At 73.6% G+C, this 14,856-nt stretch carries 14 protein-coding genes; 6 read left to right on the top strand and 8 right to left on the bottom strand.

Going from position 1 to position 14,856, the window contains the following annotated elements:
- The first annotated feature begins 52 nt into the window (after positions 1–52).
- Positions 53–997 carry a phosphatase PAP2 family protein gene (locus ABT095_RS01760; RefSeq protein WP_350527237.1) on the top strand — a complete coding sequence of 315 codons (945 nt, stop codon included), beginning with the start codon at positions 53–55 and terminating at the stop codon, positions 995–997.
- Positions 998–1,019: 22 nt separating this feature from the next.
- On the opposite strand, the gene ABT095_RS01765 is transcribed toward ABT095_RS01760, so the two are convergent.
- Positions 1,020–2,384 (bottom strand): alpha/beta fold hydrolase, encoded by a 1,365-nt coding sequence (locus ABT095_RS01765; protein ID WP_350527238.1) that lies wholly within the window; start codon positions 2,382–2,384, stop codon positions 1,020–1,022.
- Between the two features lie 195 nt (positions 2,385–2,579).
- Between ABT095_RS01765 and ABT095_RS01770 the strand changes: the two genes are divergently transcribed.
- Positions 2,580–3,575, top strand: coding sequence for an ArsR/SmtB family transcription factor (locus ABT095_RS01770; RefSeq protein ID WP_350527239.1), 996 nt, complete (start codon positions 2,580–2,582; stop codon positions 3,573–3,575).
- A 7-nt stretch (positions 3,576–3,582) separates the two neighbouring features.
- Here the strand turns inward: ABT095_RS01770 and ABT095_RS01775 are convergent, their stop codons facing one another.
- The 5 genes from ABT095_RS01775 to tdh all read right to left on the bottom strand — a co-directional run bounded on the left by ABT095_RS01775 (position 3,583) and on the right by tdh (position 8,172).
- A complete protein-coding gene (locus ABT095_RS01775) occupies positions 3,583–4,482 on the bottom strand; it encodes a Gfo/Idh/MocA family protein (RefSeq protein ID WP_350527274.1) in 900 nt (299 codons plus the stop codon).
- A gap of 136 nt (positions 4,483–4,618) precedes the next feature.
- Positions 4,619–5,527 (bottom strand): LysR family transcriptional regulator, encoded by a 909-nt coding sequence (locus ABT095_RS01780; protein WP_350527240.1) that lies wholly within the window; start codon positions 5,525–5,527, stop codon positions 4,619–4,621.
- A gap of 85 nt (positions 5,528–5,612) precedes the next feature.
- The gene (locus ABT095_RS01785) at positions 5,613–5,834 is read right to left on the bottom strand and encodes a hypothetical protein (RefSeq protein ID WP_350527241.1); all 222 of its coding nucleotides are present in this window, start codon (positions 5,832–5,834) and stop codon (positions 5,613–5,615) included.
- A gap of 96 nt (positions 5,835–5,930) precedes the next feature.
- A complete protein-coding gene (locus ABT095_RS01790; RefSeq protein ID WP_350527242.1) occupies positions 5,931–7,124 on the bottom strand; it encodes a glycine C-acetyltransferase in 1,194 nt (397 codons plus the stop codon).
- Positions 7,125–7,143: 19 nt separating this feature from the next.
- Positions 7,144–8,172 (bottom strand): L-threonine 3-dehydrogenase, encoded by a 1,029-nt coding sequence (gene tdh, locus ABT095_RS01795; RefSeq protein WP_350527243.1) that lies wholly within the window; start codon positions 8,170–8,172, stop codon positions 7,144–7,146.
- A gap of 313 nt (positions 8,173–8,485) precedes the next feature.
- On the opposite strand from tdh, the gene ABT095_RS01800 reads away from it, so the two are divergent.
- Complete coding sequence (locus ABT095_RS01800; RefSeq protein WP_350527244.1) at positions 8,486–9,040, top strand: GNAT family N-acetyltransferase; 555 nt, start codon at positions 8,486–8,488, stop codon at positions 9,038–9,040.
- A gap of 7 nt (positions 9,041–9,047) precedes the next feature.
- Here ABT095_RS01800 and ABT095_RS01805 read toward each other — a convergent pair whose 3' ends face one another.
- The gene (locus tag ABT095_RS01805; protein ID WP_350527245.1) at positions 9,048–10,112 is read right to left on the bottom strand and encodes an ATP-dependent DNA ligase; all 1,065 of its coding nucleotides are present in this window, start codon (positions 10,110–10,112) and stop codon (positions 9,048–9,050) included.
- A gap of 81 nt (positions 10,113–10,193) precedes the next feature.
- Between ABT095_RS01805 and ligD the strand changes: the two genes are divergently transcribed.
- The 3 genes from ligD (at position 10,194) to ABT095_RS01820 (ending at position 13,900) form a co-directional block, all read left to right on the top strand.
- On the top strand, positions 10,194–11,189 hold the full coding sequence (ligD, locus tag ABT095_RS01810) for a non-homologous end-joining DNA ligase (protein ID WP_350527275.1): 996 nt from the start codon (positions 10,194–10,196) through the stop codon (positions 11,187–11,189).
- A 14-nt stretch (positions 11,190–11,203) separates the two neighbouring features.
- The gene (locus ABT095_RS01815; RefSeq protein ID WP_350527246.1) at positions 11,204–12,265 is read left to right on the top strand and encodes a PP2C family protein-serine/threonine phosphatase; all 1,062 of its coding nucleotides are present in this window, start codon (positions 11,204–11,206) and stop codon (positions 12,263–12,265) included.
- Between the two features lie 138 nt (positions 12,266–12,403).
- Positions 12,404–13,900: an FAD-binding oxidoreductase gene (locus ABT095_RS01820; protein ID WP_350527247.1), complete on the top strand. Its 1,497-nt coding sequence runs from the start codon at positions 12,404–12,406 to the stop codon at positions 13,898–13,900.
- Here ABT095_RS01820 and ABT095_RS01825 read toward each other — a convergent pair.
- On the bottom strand, positions 13,891–14,823 hold the full coding sequence (locus tag ABT095_RS01825) for a GNAT family N-acetyltransferase (protein WP_350527248.1): 933 nt from the start codon (positions 14,821–14,823) through the stop codon (positions 13,891–13,893). The genes ABT095_RS01820 and ABT095_RS01825 overlap by 10 nt on opposite strands.
- Positions 14,824–14,856 lie beyond the last annotated feature (33 nt).

Here is a 14,856-nt window from a genome sequence, read left to right on the forward strand (position 1 = left end):
TTGCTACCGTGACCCGACCCGAGCGTCGTTGCCCCACGAAGGAAGCACCCGCGTGAGTCGAAACTTCCCCTCCGCCGAAGTCCGACCCTCCCTCAGTGCCCTGCGTCTGCTGGCCTGGCCCGCCTACGCCGGCGTCCTGGTCTGGTACGTGCAGACCAACGGTCTGCCCTACGCCAACGACGTGGTGTTCTGCTTCCTGATCGGCGCCCTGGTCGCCATGGCCGTGCACAGCGGCCAGCGCGGTGGCGCGGTCCGGGTGCTGCGCGACTGGGTGCCGGTGATGGGCGCCGTGTACACGTACTCCCTGCTGCGCGGCTACGGCGCGCACACCCCCTGGCCGGTGAAGTACCGCCCGCAGCTCAGCTTCGACACCGTCGTCGGCTTCGGGCAGACCTGGACCGTCCGGCTCCAGCACTGGCTCTGGACCCCGGGCTCGCCGCACTGGTACGACTACGCCGCGACCACCGTCTACATGTCGCACTTCTTCGTGGTCTTCGTGCTGCTCGCCGTCTTCTGGAAGCGCCAGGACCGCCGCTTCCACCGCCTGCTCGCGCTCTACCTGGCCGTCACCTACCTCGGCTTCGCCACCTACGTGCTCTACCCGGCCGATCCGCCGTGGCTCACCGCGCTGGACGGCCACATGCCGCCGGTGGCCCGGATCGTGCAGGAGGTCTTCGAGTACACCGGCGTCCCGCGGGCGGGCTCGGTCTTCGAGAACGGCAGCCGCTTCGACAACGACGTGGCCGCGATGCCCTCCCTGCACGCCGCCTACCCGATGCTGCTCGCCTGCTTCTTCTGGCGCGGCGCGGGCCCGCGCCTGCGGGCCCTGCTGGTCGCGTACCCCCTGGCGATGGCCTTCACCCTGGTCTACGGCGGCGAACACTTCGTGATCGACATCCTGATGGGCTGGCTGTACGCCTTCCTGGCCCACCGCCTGCTGACCCGCTACCTGGACCGCCGCGCGGCCAGGCGCGGGCAGCTGGTCCAGGCGGCGTAGCCAATCTCACGAGTCAGTACACCTAGCCGAGCAGGAAGTCGTAGACCGCCTGGCGGCCGGGGGCCGAGCGGGTCTGGACGGAGTGGGCGGCGCCCGGCACGATCACCACCTTGCCGAGCGGCGCCTGCTCGGCCTCCTGGCGCAGCCACTCGGTGGGGGTGGAGAGGTCCCGGTCTCCGCCGAGCAGCAGGACCGGTACGTGGGGCAGCTTCCGGTGGGCGGGCGGGGCGGGCGGCACCTCCTCGCGGGGCCAGGACAGGCAGCTGAGCAGGGTGCCCAGGCCGGTCGCGGTGGCGGCGTCGTACGGCCAGGTCTGCTGCGGCGTCAGCTGCGCCCGGGCCCGGTCCACCGCGGCGGCGCGCCCCTCGACCGGCGTGTCGGAGCTGCCCCAGGGGAACCGTCCGTCGGCGCACAGGGTGCTCGCGTGCAGGCCCTGGCTGAGCAGCTCGGCGGGAGCGGCATCGCCCTCGCGGGTGCCCTGGATGTAGCCCTCCAACTGCTCCGGGTGGCCCTCGGCGGCCTGGTGCAGGATCTCGGGGATGCCCTTGAAGTCCGGGTCCACGAACTCGTAGGTGGTCAGCATGTCGAGCACGGCCGGGCCGTTGTGGTACTTGTTCACCACCGCCGCGAGGTCCGCCCCCGGGTCGGTGGTGCAGCCGGTGGCCTGGCAGGCCAGCCGCAGGACCCTGGCGCTGGCGGGCAGCGCGGCCAGGTCCAGCGGGTCGTAACTCTGCTGCGGCACCACCGAGTCCAGCACCAGCGCGGACACGTGCCCGGGGTGCGCCAGCGCGTACCGCTCGGCGACGAAGCTGCCGTAGCTGACGCCGTCCACGGTGATGCGGTGGTCACCGAGCGCCTGCCGCAGCTGGTCGATGTCAGCTACGGTGTCGGCCGAGCTGTAGAAACGCCGGTCCGGGCCGAGCGCGGCCGCGCAGTCGGTGACGGCCTGCTGGGTGGGCACCGCGAGGTCGGAGGAGCCCATCTGGTCCTGCAGCTCGGGGCACTGGAGCGCGTTCGCGCCGGTGCCGCGCTGGTCGAACATCACCAGCCGGTACTGTGCGAACAGCGGCGCCATCCGCTGGGTGATCCGGCCGACCAGCGGCAGGCCGGGCTGGCCGGGGCCGCCGGCCAGGAAGACGATGTCGCCCTTGGGGGCGTCCGTGTTGCCGCCGACCGCGACCCTCAGGCCCAGCGTGCCGGGGCGGTGTCCGCTGTGGTCGAGCGGCACGGTCAGCGTGCCGCAGGTGAATCCGTCGAGCCCCGGGCAGGGCGCCTGGTCGGTGAGCCCGCCGTGCCCGGCCGCCAGCGCCGGGCTCCCCATCGCCGTGCCGGCCACCAGCACCGCCGCACCGAGCACCGCCGCGACGCGGCCACGCTTCCTTGCCATCTCGTTCTCTCCTGATTCCCCGTTCGTGGCGCCGGCTGCGGCCGCACCCCCGTGACCGCCGCATCCGGCTGCGCGAGCCGTCGACCGGCTCCGGCGACCAGTCTGCGTCGGCCGCTGGCGCGGCGCGACGTTTCACGGCAGGATTCGAGCACCTTCGAAGGGTGGGGCTTCGAGGCAGAACTGGGGGCGAGGGGCATGATCCGACTCTGCGTGGACTCGGCCGGGCTGGCACGGACCCGCTTCGTGGTCTCGCCCCTGCACGAGGCCGTCAACACCCTGATGCCCGACGGGCTGCGACCCCGCACCGGCCCGGACGCCTGGGCGGGCCGGGCCCGCCGGGTGCTGCGCCGCGAGGGCCTGGAGCTGCTCTCGGCCTTCGCGCTCGACCAGGCGGGCGGCTACCTGCCCGACTTCCTCACCCCGCACCCGAACGGCCCCGCCCCGAGCCTGGCCGAGCAGCTGGCGGCCGTCCGCGGCACCCGGCCCGACCGCGTCCTCGCCGAGCTGCGGGCGGTCGAACTCGGCCGCCCGGAGGCCCGGTTGGAGGGCCGCGCACTGCCGGAGGCCGTCCGGCGGGTGCTGGAGGAGCAGGGGCCGGCCGCGCTGGCCCGGCAGGCGGCCGAGGAGCTGGGCCGGTACTGGGAGGCGGCCGTCGGCCCGTACTGGTCGGAGGCCCGGGCGGCGCTGGACGCCGAGGTGGACCGGCGCGGCCGCATCCTGGCCCGGCACGGCGCCGCCGCGATGTTCAACTCCCTGGTGCCGGAGCTGCGTTGGGCGGACGGCCGGATCGAGCTGGAGAGCCGCTTCGAGGTGCACCTGCCCGCCCCCGAACTGCTGCTGATGCCCTCACTGGTGGCCCGCCGGGTGGTCGTCGTGCTCGACCCGGTCGACGGGCTGGAGCGGCAGCCGACCCTGCTCTACCCAGTCGAACGCCCGCCTACCGCACCGGAGTTGCCCGACCCCGCGGTCGCCCGCCTGCTCGGGCCGACCAGGGCCGCCCTGCTCGCCGCCCTGGCCCGCCCGGCCACCACCACCGCGCTGGCCGCCCGGCACTTCCTCAGCGAGAGCACCACCTCCTACCACCTCGGTGTGCTGCACCGCTCCGGCTTGGTCAGCCGCAGCCGCAGCGGTCGCGAGGTGCTCTACCAGCGCACGGTCCGCGGCACGGAGCTCACCGGTCGGCAGGCCTGACCGACCCTCAACTCCCCTGCAGCTCCAGCTGCTCGACCACGTACTCGCACAATTCGTGAGTGCGCAGCGCGTCCCGCGCCGAGAGGGTGCGGCCGGCCCGGACGGCATCCAGGAAGTGCAGCACGACCTGCTCGATCCCGCGCTGGCGGGCCACCGAGACCCAGTCGCCCCGGCGCCGCACCGTCGGCTGGCCGCGGTGGTCGATCACCTCCGCCAGGTTGACCACCACCCGCTTGGAGTTCTCCCCGGAGACCTCGAGCACCTCCTCGGTCGAGCCGCTCAGCCGGTTCATCACCCCGAGCGCGGTGAACCCCTCGCCCGCCAGCGTCAGCACCAGGTGCTCGACCAGGCCGTTCCGGCTGCGCGAGCGGACGTCCGCCTGCTCGATCTCGCCGGGCACCAAGTACCGCAGGGAGTCGACGACATGGATGAAGTCGTCGTACACCAGGGTGCGGGCCGCCTCCGGCAGGCCCTCCCGGTTCTTCTGCAGCAGGATCAGATCCCGCGGCCGCTCCTTGGCCAGCAGGTACCCGGGCGCGTGCCGCCGGTTGAACCCGACCAGCAGCGAACGGCCCTCACGCTCCGCCAGGTCCACCAGCAGGCGGGCGCCGTCGAGGGTGTGGTCCAGCGGCTTGTCCACGTACACGTCGACCCCGGCTTCGAGCAACTGCCGGACGATCGGCACGTGTTGGTCGGTCGAGGCGTGCACGAACGCGGCCCGCAGGCCGCTGCCGATCAGCTCGCCGAGGTCGGTGTACCGCTGGGTGATCCGGTACTGGTCGCCGATCCGGTCGAGCTTGGCCTTGTCCCTGGTCATCAGCCGCAGGTCGAGCCCCGCTTGGGCGGTGAGCACCGGCAGGTAGGCCTTCTGGGCGATGTCGCCGAGGCCGATCACACCGACCGGGATCACTTCGCTGCTCTGGGCTTGCGCACTCATCGGCCGTCTCCTGCGGTGTGGGGCCCGCCCCGCACCGTTACGGGGCCGGGCCAGCAGCATATGCCAGCGGCCCCGCCGGGCAGCCGGATCGCACGGAGAGCGGTGGTCAGACGCCTGCCGCCACGGTGGTCAGGGCCTCCAGGACGGGGCGGATCAGCGGGTGGTCCTCGGCGCCGCTGCGCACGGCGGCGAAGACCCTGCGCATCGCCAGTTCGCTGTCCACCTGGCGGACGGCCACGGCCGTGAGGTCGGCGCCACGCAGGGCCGAGCGCGGTACCAGCGCGACCCCGGCACCCGCCGAGGCGAGGGCGACCACGGCGCGGAAGTCGTCGGAGGAGTGCACCAGCCGTGGCTGGAAGCCCGCGTGCTCGCAGGCGAGCAGCACCACGTCGTGGCAGGGGTTGCCCGGGTAGGGGCCGATCCACGGCTCGGCGGCGAGGTCGGCCACCGCGACCGGGCCCGCACCCTCGGCCAGCGGGTGGCCGAGCGGCAGCACGGCCTCGAAGGGTTCGGCGTACAGCGGCACCCTGGTCAGCCGCCGGTCGTCGGCGCGGGGCGCGCCCCGGTACTCGACGGCCACCGCGAGGTCGGCCCGGCTGTCGAGCAGCATCGGCAGGCTGGCGTCGCCCTCGGCGTCCAGCACCTTGATCCGCAGGCCGGGCGAGTGCTCCGCGAGCGCGGTGATCGCCGGGGCAAGCACCAGCGTGATCCCGGTGGCGAACGCCGCCACCGTCACTTCGCCGGCCGCCCCGGACCCGTACGCGGCGAGGTCCGCCTCCGCCCGCTCCAGTTGGGCGAGCACGGCGTCGGCATGGCCGAGCAGGATCTCCCCGGCCGCCGTCAGCCGCACCCCCCGCCCGTCCCGGGCCAGCAGGTGGTGGCCGGTCTCCTGCTCGAGCGCGGCGAGCTGCTGCGAAACGGCGGAAGGCGTGAGGTAGAGCGCGGCGGCAGCAGCCGTCACGGTCCGGTGGTCGGCCACGGCGCGAAGCGTCCGCAGCCGTCTGGCGTCGATCACCCACCCATTCTGCCAGCCCGGGCGTGTCGCCCGGACCAGCAGCGGACCGGTCCGGGCGGGGGCCCGGACCGGCGGCGAGGGAGCCTCAGAGCTTGACGAGCTTGACGAACGGGCTGCTGCAGCGCAGGCGCTGGTCTCCGAAGGAGCAGATCACGGCGGCGGTGCCCTCCACGGCGACCACTCGGCCGAGGCCGTGGCGGTCGTGGCTGACTCGGTCGCCTACTTCGTAGGTTTCGATCGGGGCGACCTCGGGAGCCTTGAAGGGACTGGTGGCGAGGGTGTGCCGGGCTACGGCTGTCCTGGTCATCAGTATCAGTATGGGCCCGGAACGTCTCACCGGGACCGGTCGTTCCCATACCGACTCTGTATCGGAAAGGTCTCGACCGGCCCCGGCGGGGTGGAACTACTCGCCGAGCGCGGCCCGTGCGTCGACGAACGCTGCCACGGCACGCTCGACATCCTCGGTCGAGTGCGCGGCCGACAGCTGGACCCGGATCCGCGCGGCGCCGTGCGGCACCACCGGGAACGAGAAGCCGATCACGTAGACGCCGCGCTCCAGGAGCAGCTCGGCCAGCCGGCCGGCCTTCGCCGCGTCGCCGATCATGACCGGGGCGATCGGGTGCTCGCCGGGCAGGATCTCGAAGCCGGCCTCGGTCATCTTCGAGCGGAACAGCGCGGTGTTCGCGGCCAGCTTCTCCCGCAGCTCGGTCGACTGCTCGACCAGGTCGAGCACCTTGAGCGAGGCGGCGGCGATCACGGGCGCCAGCGAGTTGGAGAACAGGTACGGGCGCGAGCGCTGGCGCAGCAGGGCGACGATCTCGCGACGGGCGGCCACGTAGCCGCCGGAGGCGCCGCCGAGGGCCTTGCCGAGGGTGCCGGTGATGATGTCCACGCGGTCCATCACGCCGTGCAGCTCGGGGGTGCCACGGCCGCCGGCGCCGACGAAGCCGACGGCGTGCGAGTCGTCGACCATGACCATCGCGTCGTAGCGGTCGGCGAGGTCGCAGATCTCGCGCAGCGGGGCGATGTAGCCGTCCATCGAGAACACGCCGTCGGTGACGATGAGCCGGCGGCGGGCGTCCTGGGTGTCCTGGAGCTGCTTCTCGAGGTCGGCCAGGTCGCGGTTGGCGTAGCGGTGGCGGCGGGCCTTGCTGAGCCGGATGCCGTCGATGATCGAGGCGTGGTTGAGCGCGTCGGAGATGACGGCGTCCCGCTCGTCCAGCAGGGTCTCGAAGACACCGCCGTTGGCGTCGAAGCAGGAGGAGTAGAGGATGGTGTCCTCCTGGCCCAGGAAGGCCGAGAGGCGCTGCTCCAGCTCCTTGTGCACGTCCTGGGTGCCGCAGATGAAGCGGACCGAGGCCATGCCGTAGCCCCAGCGGTCCAGCGCGTCCTTGGCGGCGGCGAGCACCTCGGGGTGGTCGGCCAGGCCGAGGTAGTTGTTGGCGCAGAAGTTGAGCACCTCGCCCGGGCGCCCGCCGCCGGTCACGGTGACGGCGGCGCTCTGCGGGGTGCCGATCACACGCTCGGGCTTGAACAGCCCGGCCTCGGTGATCTCGGTGAGCGTGGCGGCGATGTCCTCGCGGACGGAGTCGAACACGGTTCTCCTAAAGGGAAGGTCAGACGGTCCAGTCGAGAATGATCTTGCCGCACTGGCCGCTCGCGGCCTCGTCGAACGCGGCCTCGAAGTCCGAGGCGGCGTACCGGTTGGTGATCACCGGGCTGAGGTCCAGGCCGCCCTCGAGCAGCACCGACATCGCGTACCAGGTCTCGAACATCTCGCGGCCGTAGATGCCCTTGATGGTGATCATCGAGGTCACGATCCGGGCCCAGTCGACCGGGAAGTCGTCGGCGGGCAGGCCGAGCATGGCGATCTTGCCGCCGTGGGTCATGTTGGCGATCATCGACTGCATCGCCTCGGGGCGGCCGGACATCTCCAGGCCGACGTCGAAGCCCTCGCGCAGGCCGAGCATCTGCTGGCCCTCCTCGATGGTGTGCTTCGAGACGTCGAGCGCGAGGGAGACGCCGACCTTGCGGGCCAGGTCCAGGCGGTAGTCGCTGACGTCGGTGATCATCACGTGCCGGGCGCCGGCGTGCTTGGCCACGGCGGCGGCCATGATGCCGATCGGGCCGGCGCCGGTGACCAGCACGTCCTCGCCGACCATCGGGAAGGAGAGCGCGGTGTGCACGGCGTTGCCGAAGGGGTCGAAGATCGCGGCCACGTCCAGGTCGACCGGCACCCGGTGCACCCAGACGTTGGAGGCGGGCAGCGCCACGTACTCGGCGAACGCGCCGTCGCGGTTGACGCCCAGGCCGACGGTGTTGCGGCACAGGTGGCGGCGGCCGGCCAGACAGTTGCGGCACTTGCCGCAGACCAGGTGGCCCTCGCCGCTGACCAGGTCGCCGACCGAGATGTCGGTGACGCCGGCGCCGAGCTCGGCGACCTCGCCGACGAACTCGTGACCGATCGTCAGCGGCGTCTTGATGGTCTGCTGGGCCCAGCCGTCCCACTTGCGGATGTGCAGGTCGGTGCCGCAGATGCCGGTGCGCAGCACCTTGATCAGCACCTCGCCGGGGCCGATCTCGGGCATCGGGACATCGGTCAGCCAGAGCCCGGGCTCGGCCTTCTGCTTGACGAGTGCCTTCACGGCGGGGGCTCCTGACGCAAGACGGGGCCGCGACCCCGGTGTGGGCGGGGTGCGGCCTGCAAGGGGGCTGGCATCCCGGCCGTACGACGCTGGTCGCACGGCCGGGGCACTGTGCAATCTGCCTGGTGGGAGGGGGTGCGGTCCATCGAGGAATTCTTAACGGCGGCCACAGCAGCGCTTCACGATCCTGCCCGAGCTGCGGCCCCGCCGGACGGCCGACGTGCCGTGCCTCACCCGGACGGCGGACTCCGTCAGCTCCCGCCCCGGCCGAAATCTCGTTGCACCACCGCCCTTCGCCCACGAAGATCACGTCATGGGACAGCCTCAAGACACCATCGACCTCGGCGACCTGACTCTGCGGCGCTGGGTGCCCGAGCACGACCTCGACAGCCTCGTGCAGCTGATCGACGAGTCCATCGACCACCTGCGGCCCTGGATGCCCTGGACGGCCGAGCACAGCCGCGAGGCGACCGCCGCCTATCTGGCCCATGCCGAGGAGAGCTGGCGGGCGGGCACCGGGTTCCACTACGCGCTGGTCGCCGGCGGCCGCCTGGTCGGCAACTGCTCGGTCTTCATCCGCGATCCCGAGGGCGGCTACGACCCGGCCGGGCGCGAGATCGGGTACTGGCTGCACCCCGCCGCCACCGGCCGCGGGTACGTCACCCGGGCCACCGAGGCCCTGGCGGCGGTCGGCCTCGCCCAGCCCGGCGTCGAGTACGTCGAGATCTGCACCGACTCCGCGAACGCCCGCAGCGCCGCCGTGCCGCAGCGCCTGGGTTTCGTCGAGCACCACCGCCGCGAGGTCGAGCCGCAGACCGAGTTCGAGTCCGGCGTCGACATCCTGTGGCGCTTCACCCCGAGCACCTGACGGCAGGTCAGCTCCCCGGCAGCAGTTCGCCCAGGTCGTAGCCGACCGGCTCCTCCAGTTGCTCGTAGGTGCACCCGGCCGGCTCCCGGTCGGGGCGCCAGCGGCGGAACTGCGTGGTGTGCCGGAAGCGCGTGCCCTCCATGTGGTCGTACGCGACCTCGCAGACCAGCTCGGGCCGCAGCGGCACCCAGGACAGGTCCTTGCCGCCGGTCCAGCGGCTCTGCGCGCCGGGCAGCCGGGCGCTCTCGTGCGCGCTCTCCTCGGCCCAGGCCGCCCAGGGGTGGCCCGAGAGGTCCGTCATGCGCAACGGCTGCAGCTGCTCGGCCAGTTCACGCCGCCTGGCCATCGGGAACGAGGCGCTGACCCCGACGTGCTGCAACTGCCCGCCCGCGTCGTACAGCCCGAGCAGCAGCGAACCGACCACCGGCCCGCTCTTGTGCTCGCGGTAGCCCGCGAGTACGCAGTCCGCCGTCCGGGCGTGCTTGATCTTGTACATGGTCCGCGCCCCCTCCCGGTACGGCTGGTCCAGCGGCTTGGCCACCACCCCGTCCAGCCCCGCCCCCTCGAACTGGCTGAACCAGACCTTGGCCAGCTCCAGGTCGGTGGTCGCGGGCGCCAGGAACACCGGCGGCCGGGCCCCCGCCAGCGCGTGCGCCAGCGCCGCCCGCCGCTCGGCCAGCGGCCGGTCCGCGTACTTCTCCTCCCCCAGGGCCAGCAGGTCGAAGGCGACGAAGGAGGCGGGGGTGCGCTCGGCCAGGGTCCGCACCCGGGAGGCCGCCGGGTGGATGCGCTCGAGGAGCTCCTCGAAGTGCAACCGCCCGTTGTGAGCGATCACAATCTCTCCGTCCAGCACGCAGCGCTCCGGCAGCTCCCGCTGCAGCGCGGCCACCAGCTCGGGGAAGTACCTGGTCAGCGGCTTGCCCGTGCGGCTGCCGAGCTCCAGCTCCGCGCCGTCCCGGAAGACCACGGCCCGAAACCCGTCCCACTTCGCCTCGTAGTGCAGGCCCGGCGGGATCTCGGGCACGGCCTTGGCGAGCATCGGGTCGACCGGCGGCATCACGGGAAGGTCCATGCCCCCGATGGTGCGAGCCCCGGCGCCGCCGCGCGCGCCGTGGCGCTGCGTCCGGCCTAGCGTGGGGGCATGGCAGGAGCGATCGAGCTGGACGTGGACGGGCGGGCCGTGCGGCTCTCCAACCCGGACAAGGTGTACTTCCCCGGGAGCGGGATCACCAAGCGGGAGCTGGCCGAGTACTACCTCGCGGTGGCCCCCGGCGTGCTGCGCGGGCTGCGCGAGCGGCCGACCACGCTGCAGCGCTTCCCGGACGGCATCGAGGGCGAATGGTTCTACCAGAAGCGGGCGCCCAAGAGCCTGCCGGACTGGCTGCCGACGGCCCGGATCGCCTTCCCCAGCGGCCGCACCGCCGACGAGATCTGCCCCACCGAGCCCGCCGCCGTGCTCTGGGCCGTCAACCTCGGCTGCCTGACCTTCCACCCCTGGCCGGTCCGCCGCCAGGACACCGAGCACCCCGACGAGCTGCGCATCGACCTCGACCCGCAGCCGGGCACCGACTTCCACGACGCCGTCCGCGCCGCCCACGAGCTGCGCGCCCTGCTCGAGGAGTACGGCCTGCGCGGCTGGCCGAAGACCTCCGGCGGGCGCGGCCTGCACGTGTACGTACCCGTCGAGCCGCGCTGGACCTTCACCGACTGCCGGCACGCCGTGATCGCCCTCGGGCGGGAGCTGACCGCCCGGCTGCCCGGCAAGGTGACCACGGCATGGTGGAAGGAGGAGCGCGGCGAGACCATCTTCGTCGACTACAACCAGATGGCCCGTGACCGCACCATCGCCTCGCCGTACTCCGTCCGGGCCCGCCCGGAGGCCACCGTCTCGGCGCCGCTGCGCTGGGAGGAGCTGGACGAGGTCACGCCCACCGACTTCGACGTCCGCACCATGCCCGCCCGCTTCGCCGAGCTGGGCGACCTGCACGCCGACCTGGGCGAGCACGCCTTCAGCCTGGAGCCGGTGCTCGAGCTGTACCGGCGGCAGACCGAGGAGGAGGGCGTGGGCGACCTCCCCTACCCGCCGGACCACCCGAAGATGCCGGGCGAGCCGGCCCGGGTCCAGCCCAGCCGGGCGAAGAAGGCCTGAGCGGGGCGGGGCGCGTGGTGCAGCGGCTGGGCCGACGGGGGCGTGGGCTGCTCAACGGGGCCTACCTGCTGATCTTCCTCGCCGTGGCCGCCGACCTGCTCACCAGCTCCCGGGGGACGGTCTCCCCGGTGCTGGCCAGCGTGCCGGTGCTCGCCGCGCCGGGCACCCGGCGGGTGGTCGTCCCGCTGCTCGCGGGCCTGTCCGCCCTCGCCGTCGCCGGGCTGCTCTGGGCCGCCAACCAGGCACTGCCCGCCTCCGTGCACCTGGCGGCCCTCGCCGCCATCGCCTCCACCACCCTGGCCAGCACCGCGCACGTCGCGCTGGTCACCTCGCAGGAGCAGGAGCTGCGCGAAGTCCGCTCGGTCGCCGAGGCCGCCCAGCTGGCCCTGCTGCGGCCCGTCCCGCCCCGCCTCGGCGGCCTGCGGATCGCCGTCCGCTACCTGGCCGCCGCGCCCGAGGCCAGGATCGGCGGCGACCTGTACGAGGCACTGGAGACCCCGTACGGCGTGCGGGTGCTGCTCGGCGACGTCGAGGGCAAGGGGCTGGGCGCGGTGGAGACGGCGGCGGACGTGCTCGGCGCGTTCCGCGAGGCCGCGGTGGCCGAGGCGGAGCTCGGCGCGGTGGCGGAGCGGCTGGACGCGGCGGTGGCGCGGCGGGCCGGGGAGGAGCGGTTCGTGACGGCCGTCCTGCTCGGCGTCCCGCCCGCCGGCAGCACGGCGCAGCTGGTGACCTGCGGGCATCCACCGCCGCTGCGGCTGCGCGGTGTGGAGCCGCCGCTGGAGCTCTCCCCGGCAAGCATCGCGCCGCCACTCGGCCTGCTGGGCCTCACCGGCGGCTCCTTCCAGGCCGAGGAGTTCGAGCTGCGCCGCGGCGACACCCTCCTGCTCTACACCGACGGGCTCTCCGAGGCCCGCGACGCCTCCGGCGCCTTCTACCCCACCGCCGAACGCCTCACCGGACTGCCCGTCCCCGGCCCCGAAGCCCTCCTCGACCACCTGCTCGCCGACGTCAACCGCTACACCGGCGGCATCCCCACCGACGACTCGGCCCTGATCGCGGTGCGGCGTGAAGCCTGAGTACCCGGCGGCGGGCGCCCCCGGGTAGTGCAACTGGCGGCCCGTCATCGCCGGACAGCTCAGCCCCGCGCGCCCCGGCTGGTGGTGCGGCCGACGATTGCACCAGACGTACACGATCCAGCTGGGAGAGAACAGCGCATGACGATCGACCGACGCCGGTTCCTGGCCGCCCTGGGCGGCGCCGGAGCACTGCTGCTGACGGGGACTCGAGACGCCGCCGCGCTCGACGCGTGGCCCGACCGGGCCCGCGCCGTGCTGCCGCCCGACTGGGCGGCCCTGCGCAACCGCCTCGGCAGCCGGCTGCTGCTGCCCGGCGACCAGGACTACCCGGTCGAGCGGCTCGGCTTCAACGAACTCAACGACGGTCAGTACCCCGCCGCCGTGGCCCGCTGCACCTCCCCCGCCGACGTCCAGGCCTGCCTGGACGTCGCACGCGGCCACGGACTGCCGATCGCGGCCCGCAGCGGCGGGCACAGCTACCTCGGCTACAGCGTCCCGAACGGCGGCCTGGTCATCGACCTGCGGCTGATGGCCCAGGTCCAGGTGCGGCCCGACGGTACGGCGCTGGTGGGCCCGGGCGCCCGGCTGATCGAGGTGTACGCGGCGCTCGCCGCGGCCGGCCGCCTGCTCCCGGCCGGCACCTGCCCCACCGTCGGCGTCGGCGGCCTCGCGCTGGGCGGCGGGATCGGCGTGGTGGCCCGCAAGTACGGCCTGACCTGCGACCGGATCGCGGCCGCCCGGGTGGTCACCGCCGACTCCTGCCTGCGCGAGGCCTCACCGGACTCGGAGCCCGACCTGTACTGGGCGCTGCGCGGCGGCGGTGGCGGCAACTTCGGCGTGGTCAGCGAGTTCACCTTCCGCACCGAGCCCGCGCCGGACCTGACCGTCTTCTCCCTGAGCTACCCCTCCGGATCGGCCGCCGCGCTGGCCGGAGCCTGGCAGACCTGGGCCTCCGAGGCACCGCCGGAGCTGTGGTCCTCCTTGCAGATCAGCGGCGGCACGCCGCCCGGTGTCCGGCTCGTCGGCTGCTACGTCGGGGATGTCGCCACCGCCGACACACTCCTGGACCAACTGGCCTCGGCGGCCGGAGTCCGGCCCAAGACCCACCAGGTGCTGCTGAAGAGCTACCTGGACGCGATGAAGTACATGGCCGGGTGTGCCAACGACACCATCGCCCAGTGCCACCTCGTCTCCGAGGGCGGCGTCCTGCCGCGCGCCTCCTTCGTCGCCGTCTCCCGGATGTTCGGCCCCGATCCGGTCGACGCCGGCCGGCTCGCCGGCCTGATGGCCGGCCACGACGGGATCGACCTCCTGCTCGACTCACTCGGCGGCGCCGTCTCCGACCTCGCCCCGGACGCCACGGCGTTCCCGCACCGCTCCTCCCTCGCCAGCGCCCAGGTCTACGCCGACACCTCCGCGGCCGGTCAGCAGCACACCACCGACGCGGTCGACGCGATCCGCGACGGCCTCGCCGGGCTCGGCGCCACGGGCGCGTACGTGAACTACATCGACGCCACCCTCCCCGACTGGGGCCGCGCCTACTACGGCGGCAACCTGGACCGCCTGCAGGCGGTGGCCCGGCGCTACGACCCGGACGGGGTCTTCGCCTTCCCGCAGTCCGTGGTCTACGGCTGAGCGGGCCCGAGCGGCTTGCCGTAGACCGTGGAGCTGCGCCGGACGGTCAGGCCGAGGCGCTGGTACATGGCGAGCGCGCCGGTGGCCGAATGGGTCCACAGCGTGCAGCCGCGGCGACCCTCGCGGTAGAAGCCCCGGAAGGACTCGCGCAGCAGCAGCCGCGCGATCCCCCGGTTGCGCTGGTCCTTGCGGACCGCGACCCGCTCGATGTAGCCCTCGTCGGCGCCGGGGACGTCCAGCGCGAGCACCGCGCCGACCATCCGGTCACCGGCGAACGCCACCGGCGAGAGGGCCGGGGCGAAGGTCTCCAGCTCCACGGTGTGCCGGGCCCACTCCTCGTACGGCTTCCGCCGCGTCTGCCACTCGTCGAACGCGTCCTCGGTCAGCTGGTGGGCGGCGTGCTCGTCCCCGGGGCGGAAGGGCCGTACGGTGATCCCGGGCGGCGGGCCGGGCACCTCGGGCTCGGCCGGCATCGCGAACTCGAGCAGCCACTGGGTGACGAACGGCTGGTACCCCCGGGAGCGCAGCAGCTCGACCGCGGCCACGTCGCTGTCCTCGGCCGTCTGGCTGAGCCGCTCGCTGCCCGCCCGGCGGGCCCGCGCCTCGGCCCAGTCGAGCAGGGCTCCGCCGAGCCCCCGGCCCACGTGCTCGGGGTGGACGTCGACCCGGCAGCGCCGCCCGCCGTGCACCCAGGCCCACCCGGCGAGCCGTCCGGCCGGGTCGTGCACGAGCACCGTGTCCAGGGCCGGATCGACGCCGGGCAGGCCGAGGTCGGCGGCCGTCCGGTCGGCGTCCGACTCGACCGTGCCCAGCAGTGCCAGTTCACGGGCGGCGACCAGCTCGTGGACGGCGGCGGCGTCGGCCACGGTCGCCGCCCGGCAGCGGTAGGCGGCCGACGGAAGAGTGGGGAACAGATCAGCCATGCAGTGACTGTGGGTCACCCGGCGGCGCTCTGT

Origin of the sequence: Kitasatospora sp. NPDC002227 (assembly GCF_040296285.1) — a bacterium.
In the GTDB taxonomy this organism is placed as follows: domain Bacteria; phylum Actinomycetota; class Actinomycetes; order Streptomycetales; family Streptomycetaceae; genus Kitasatospora.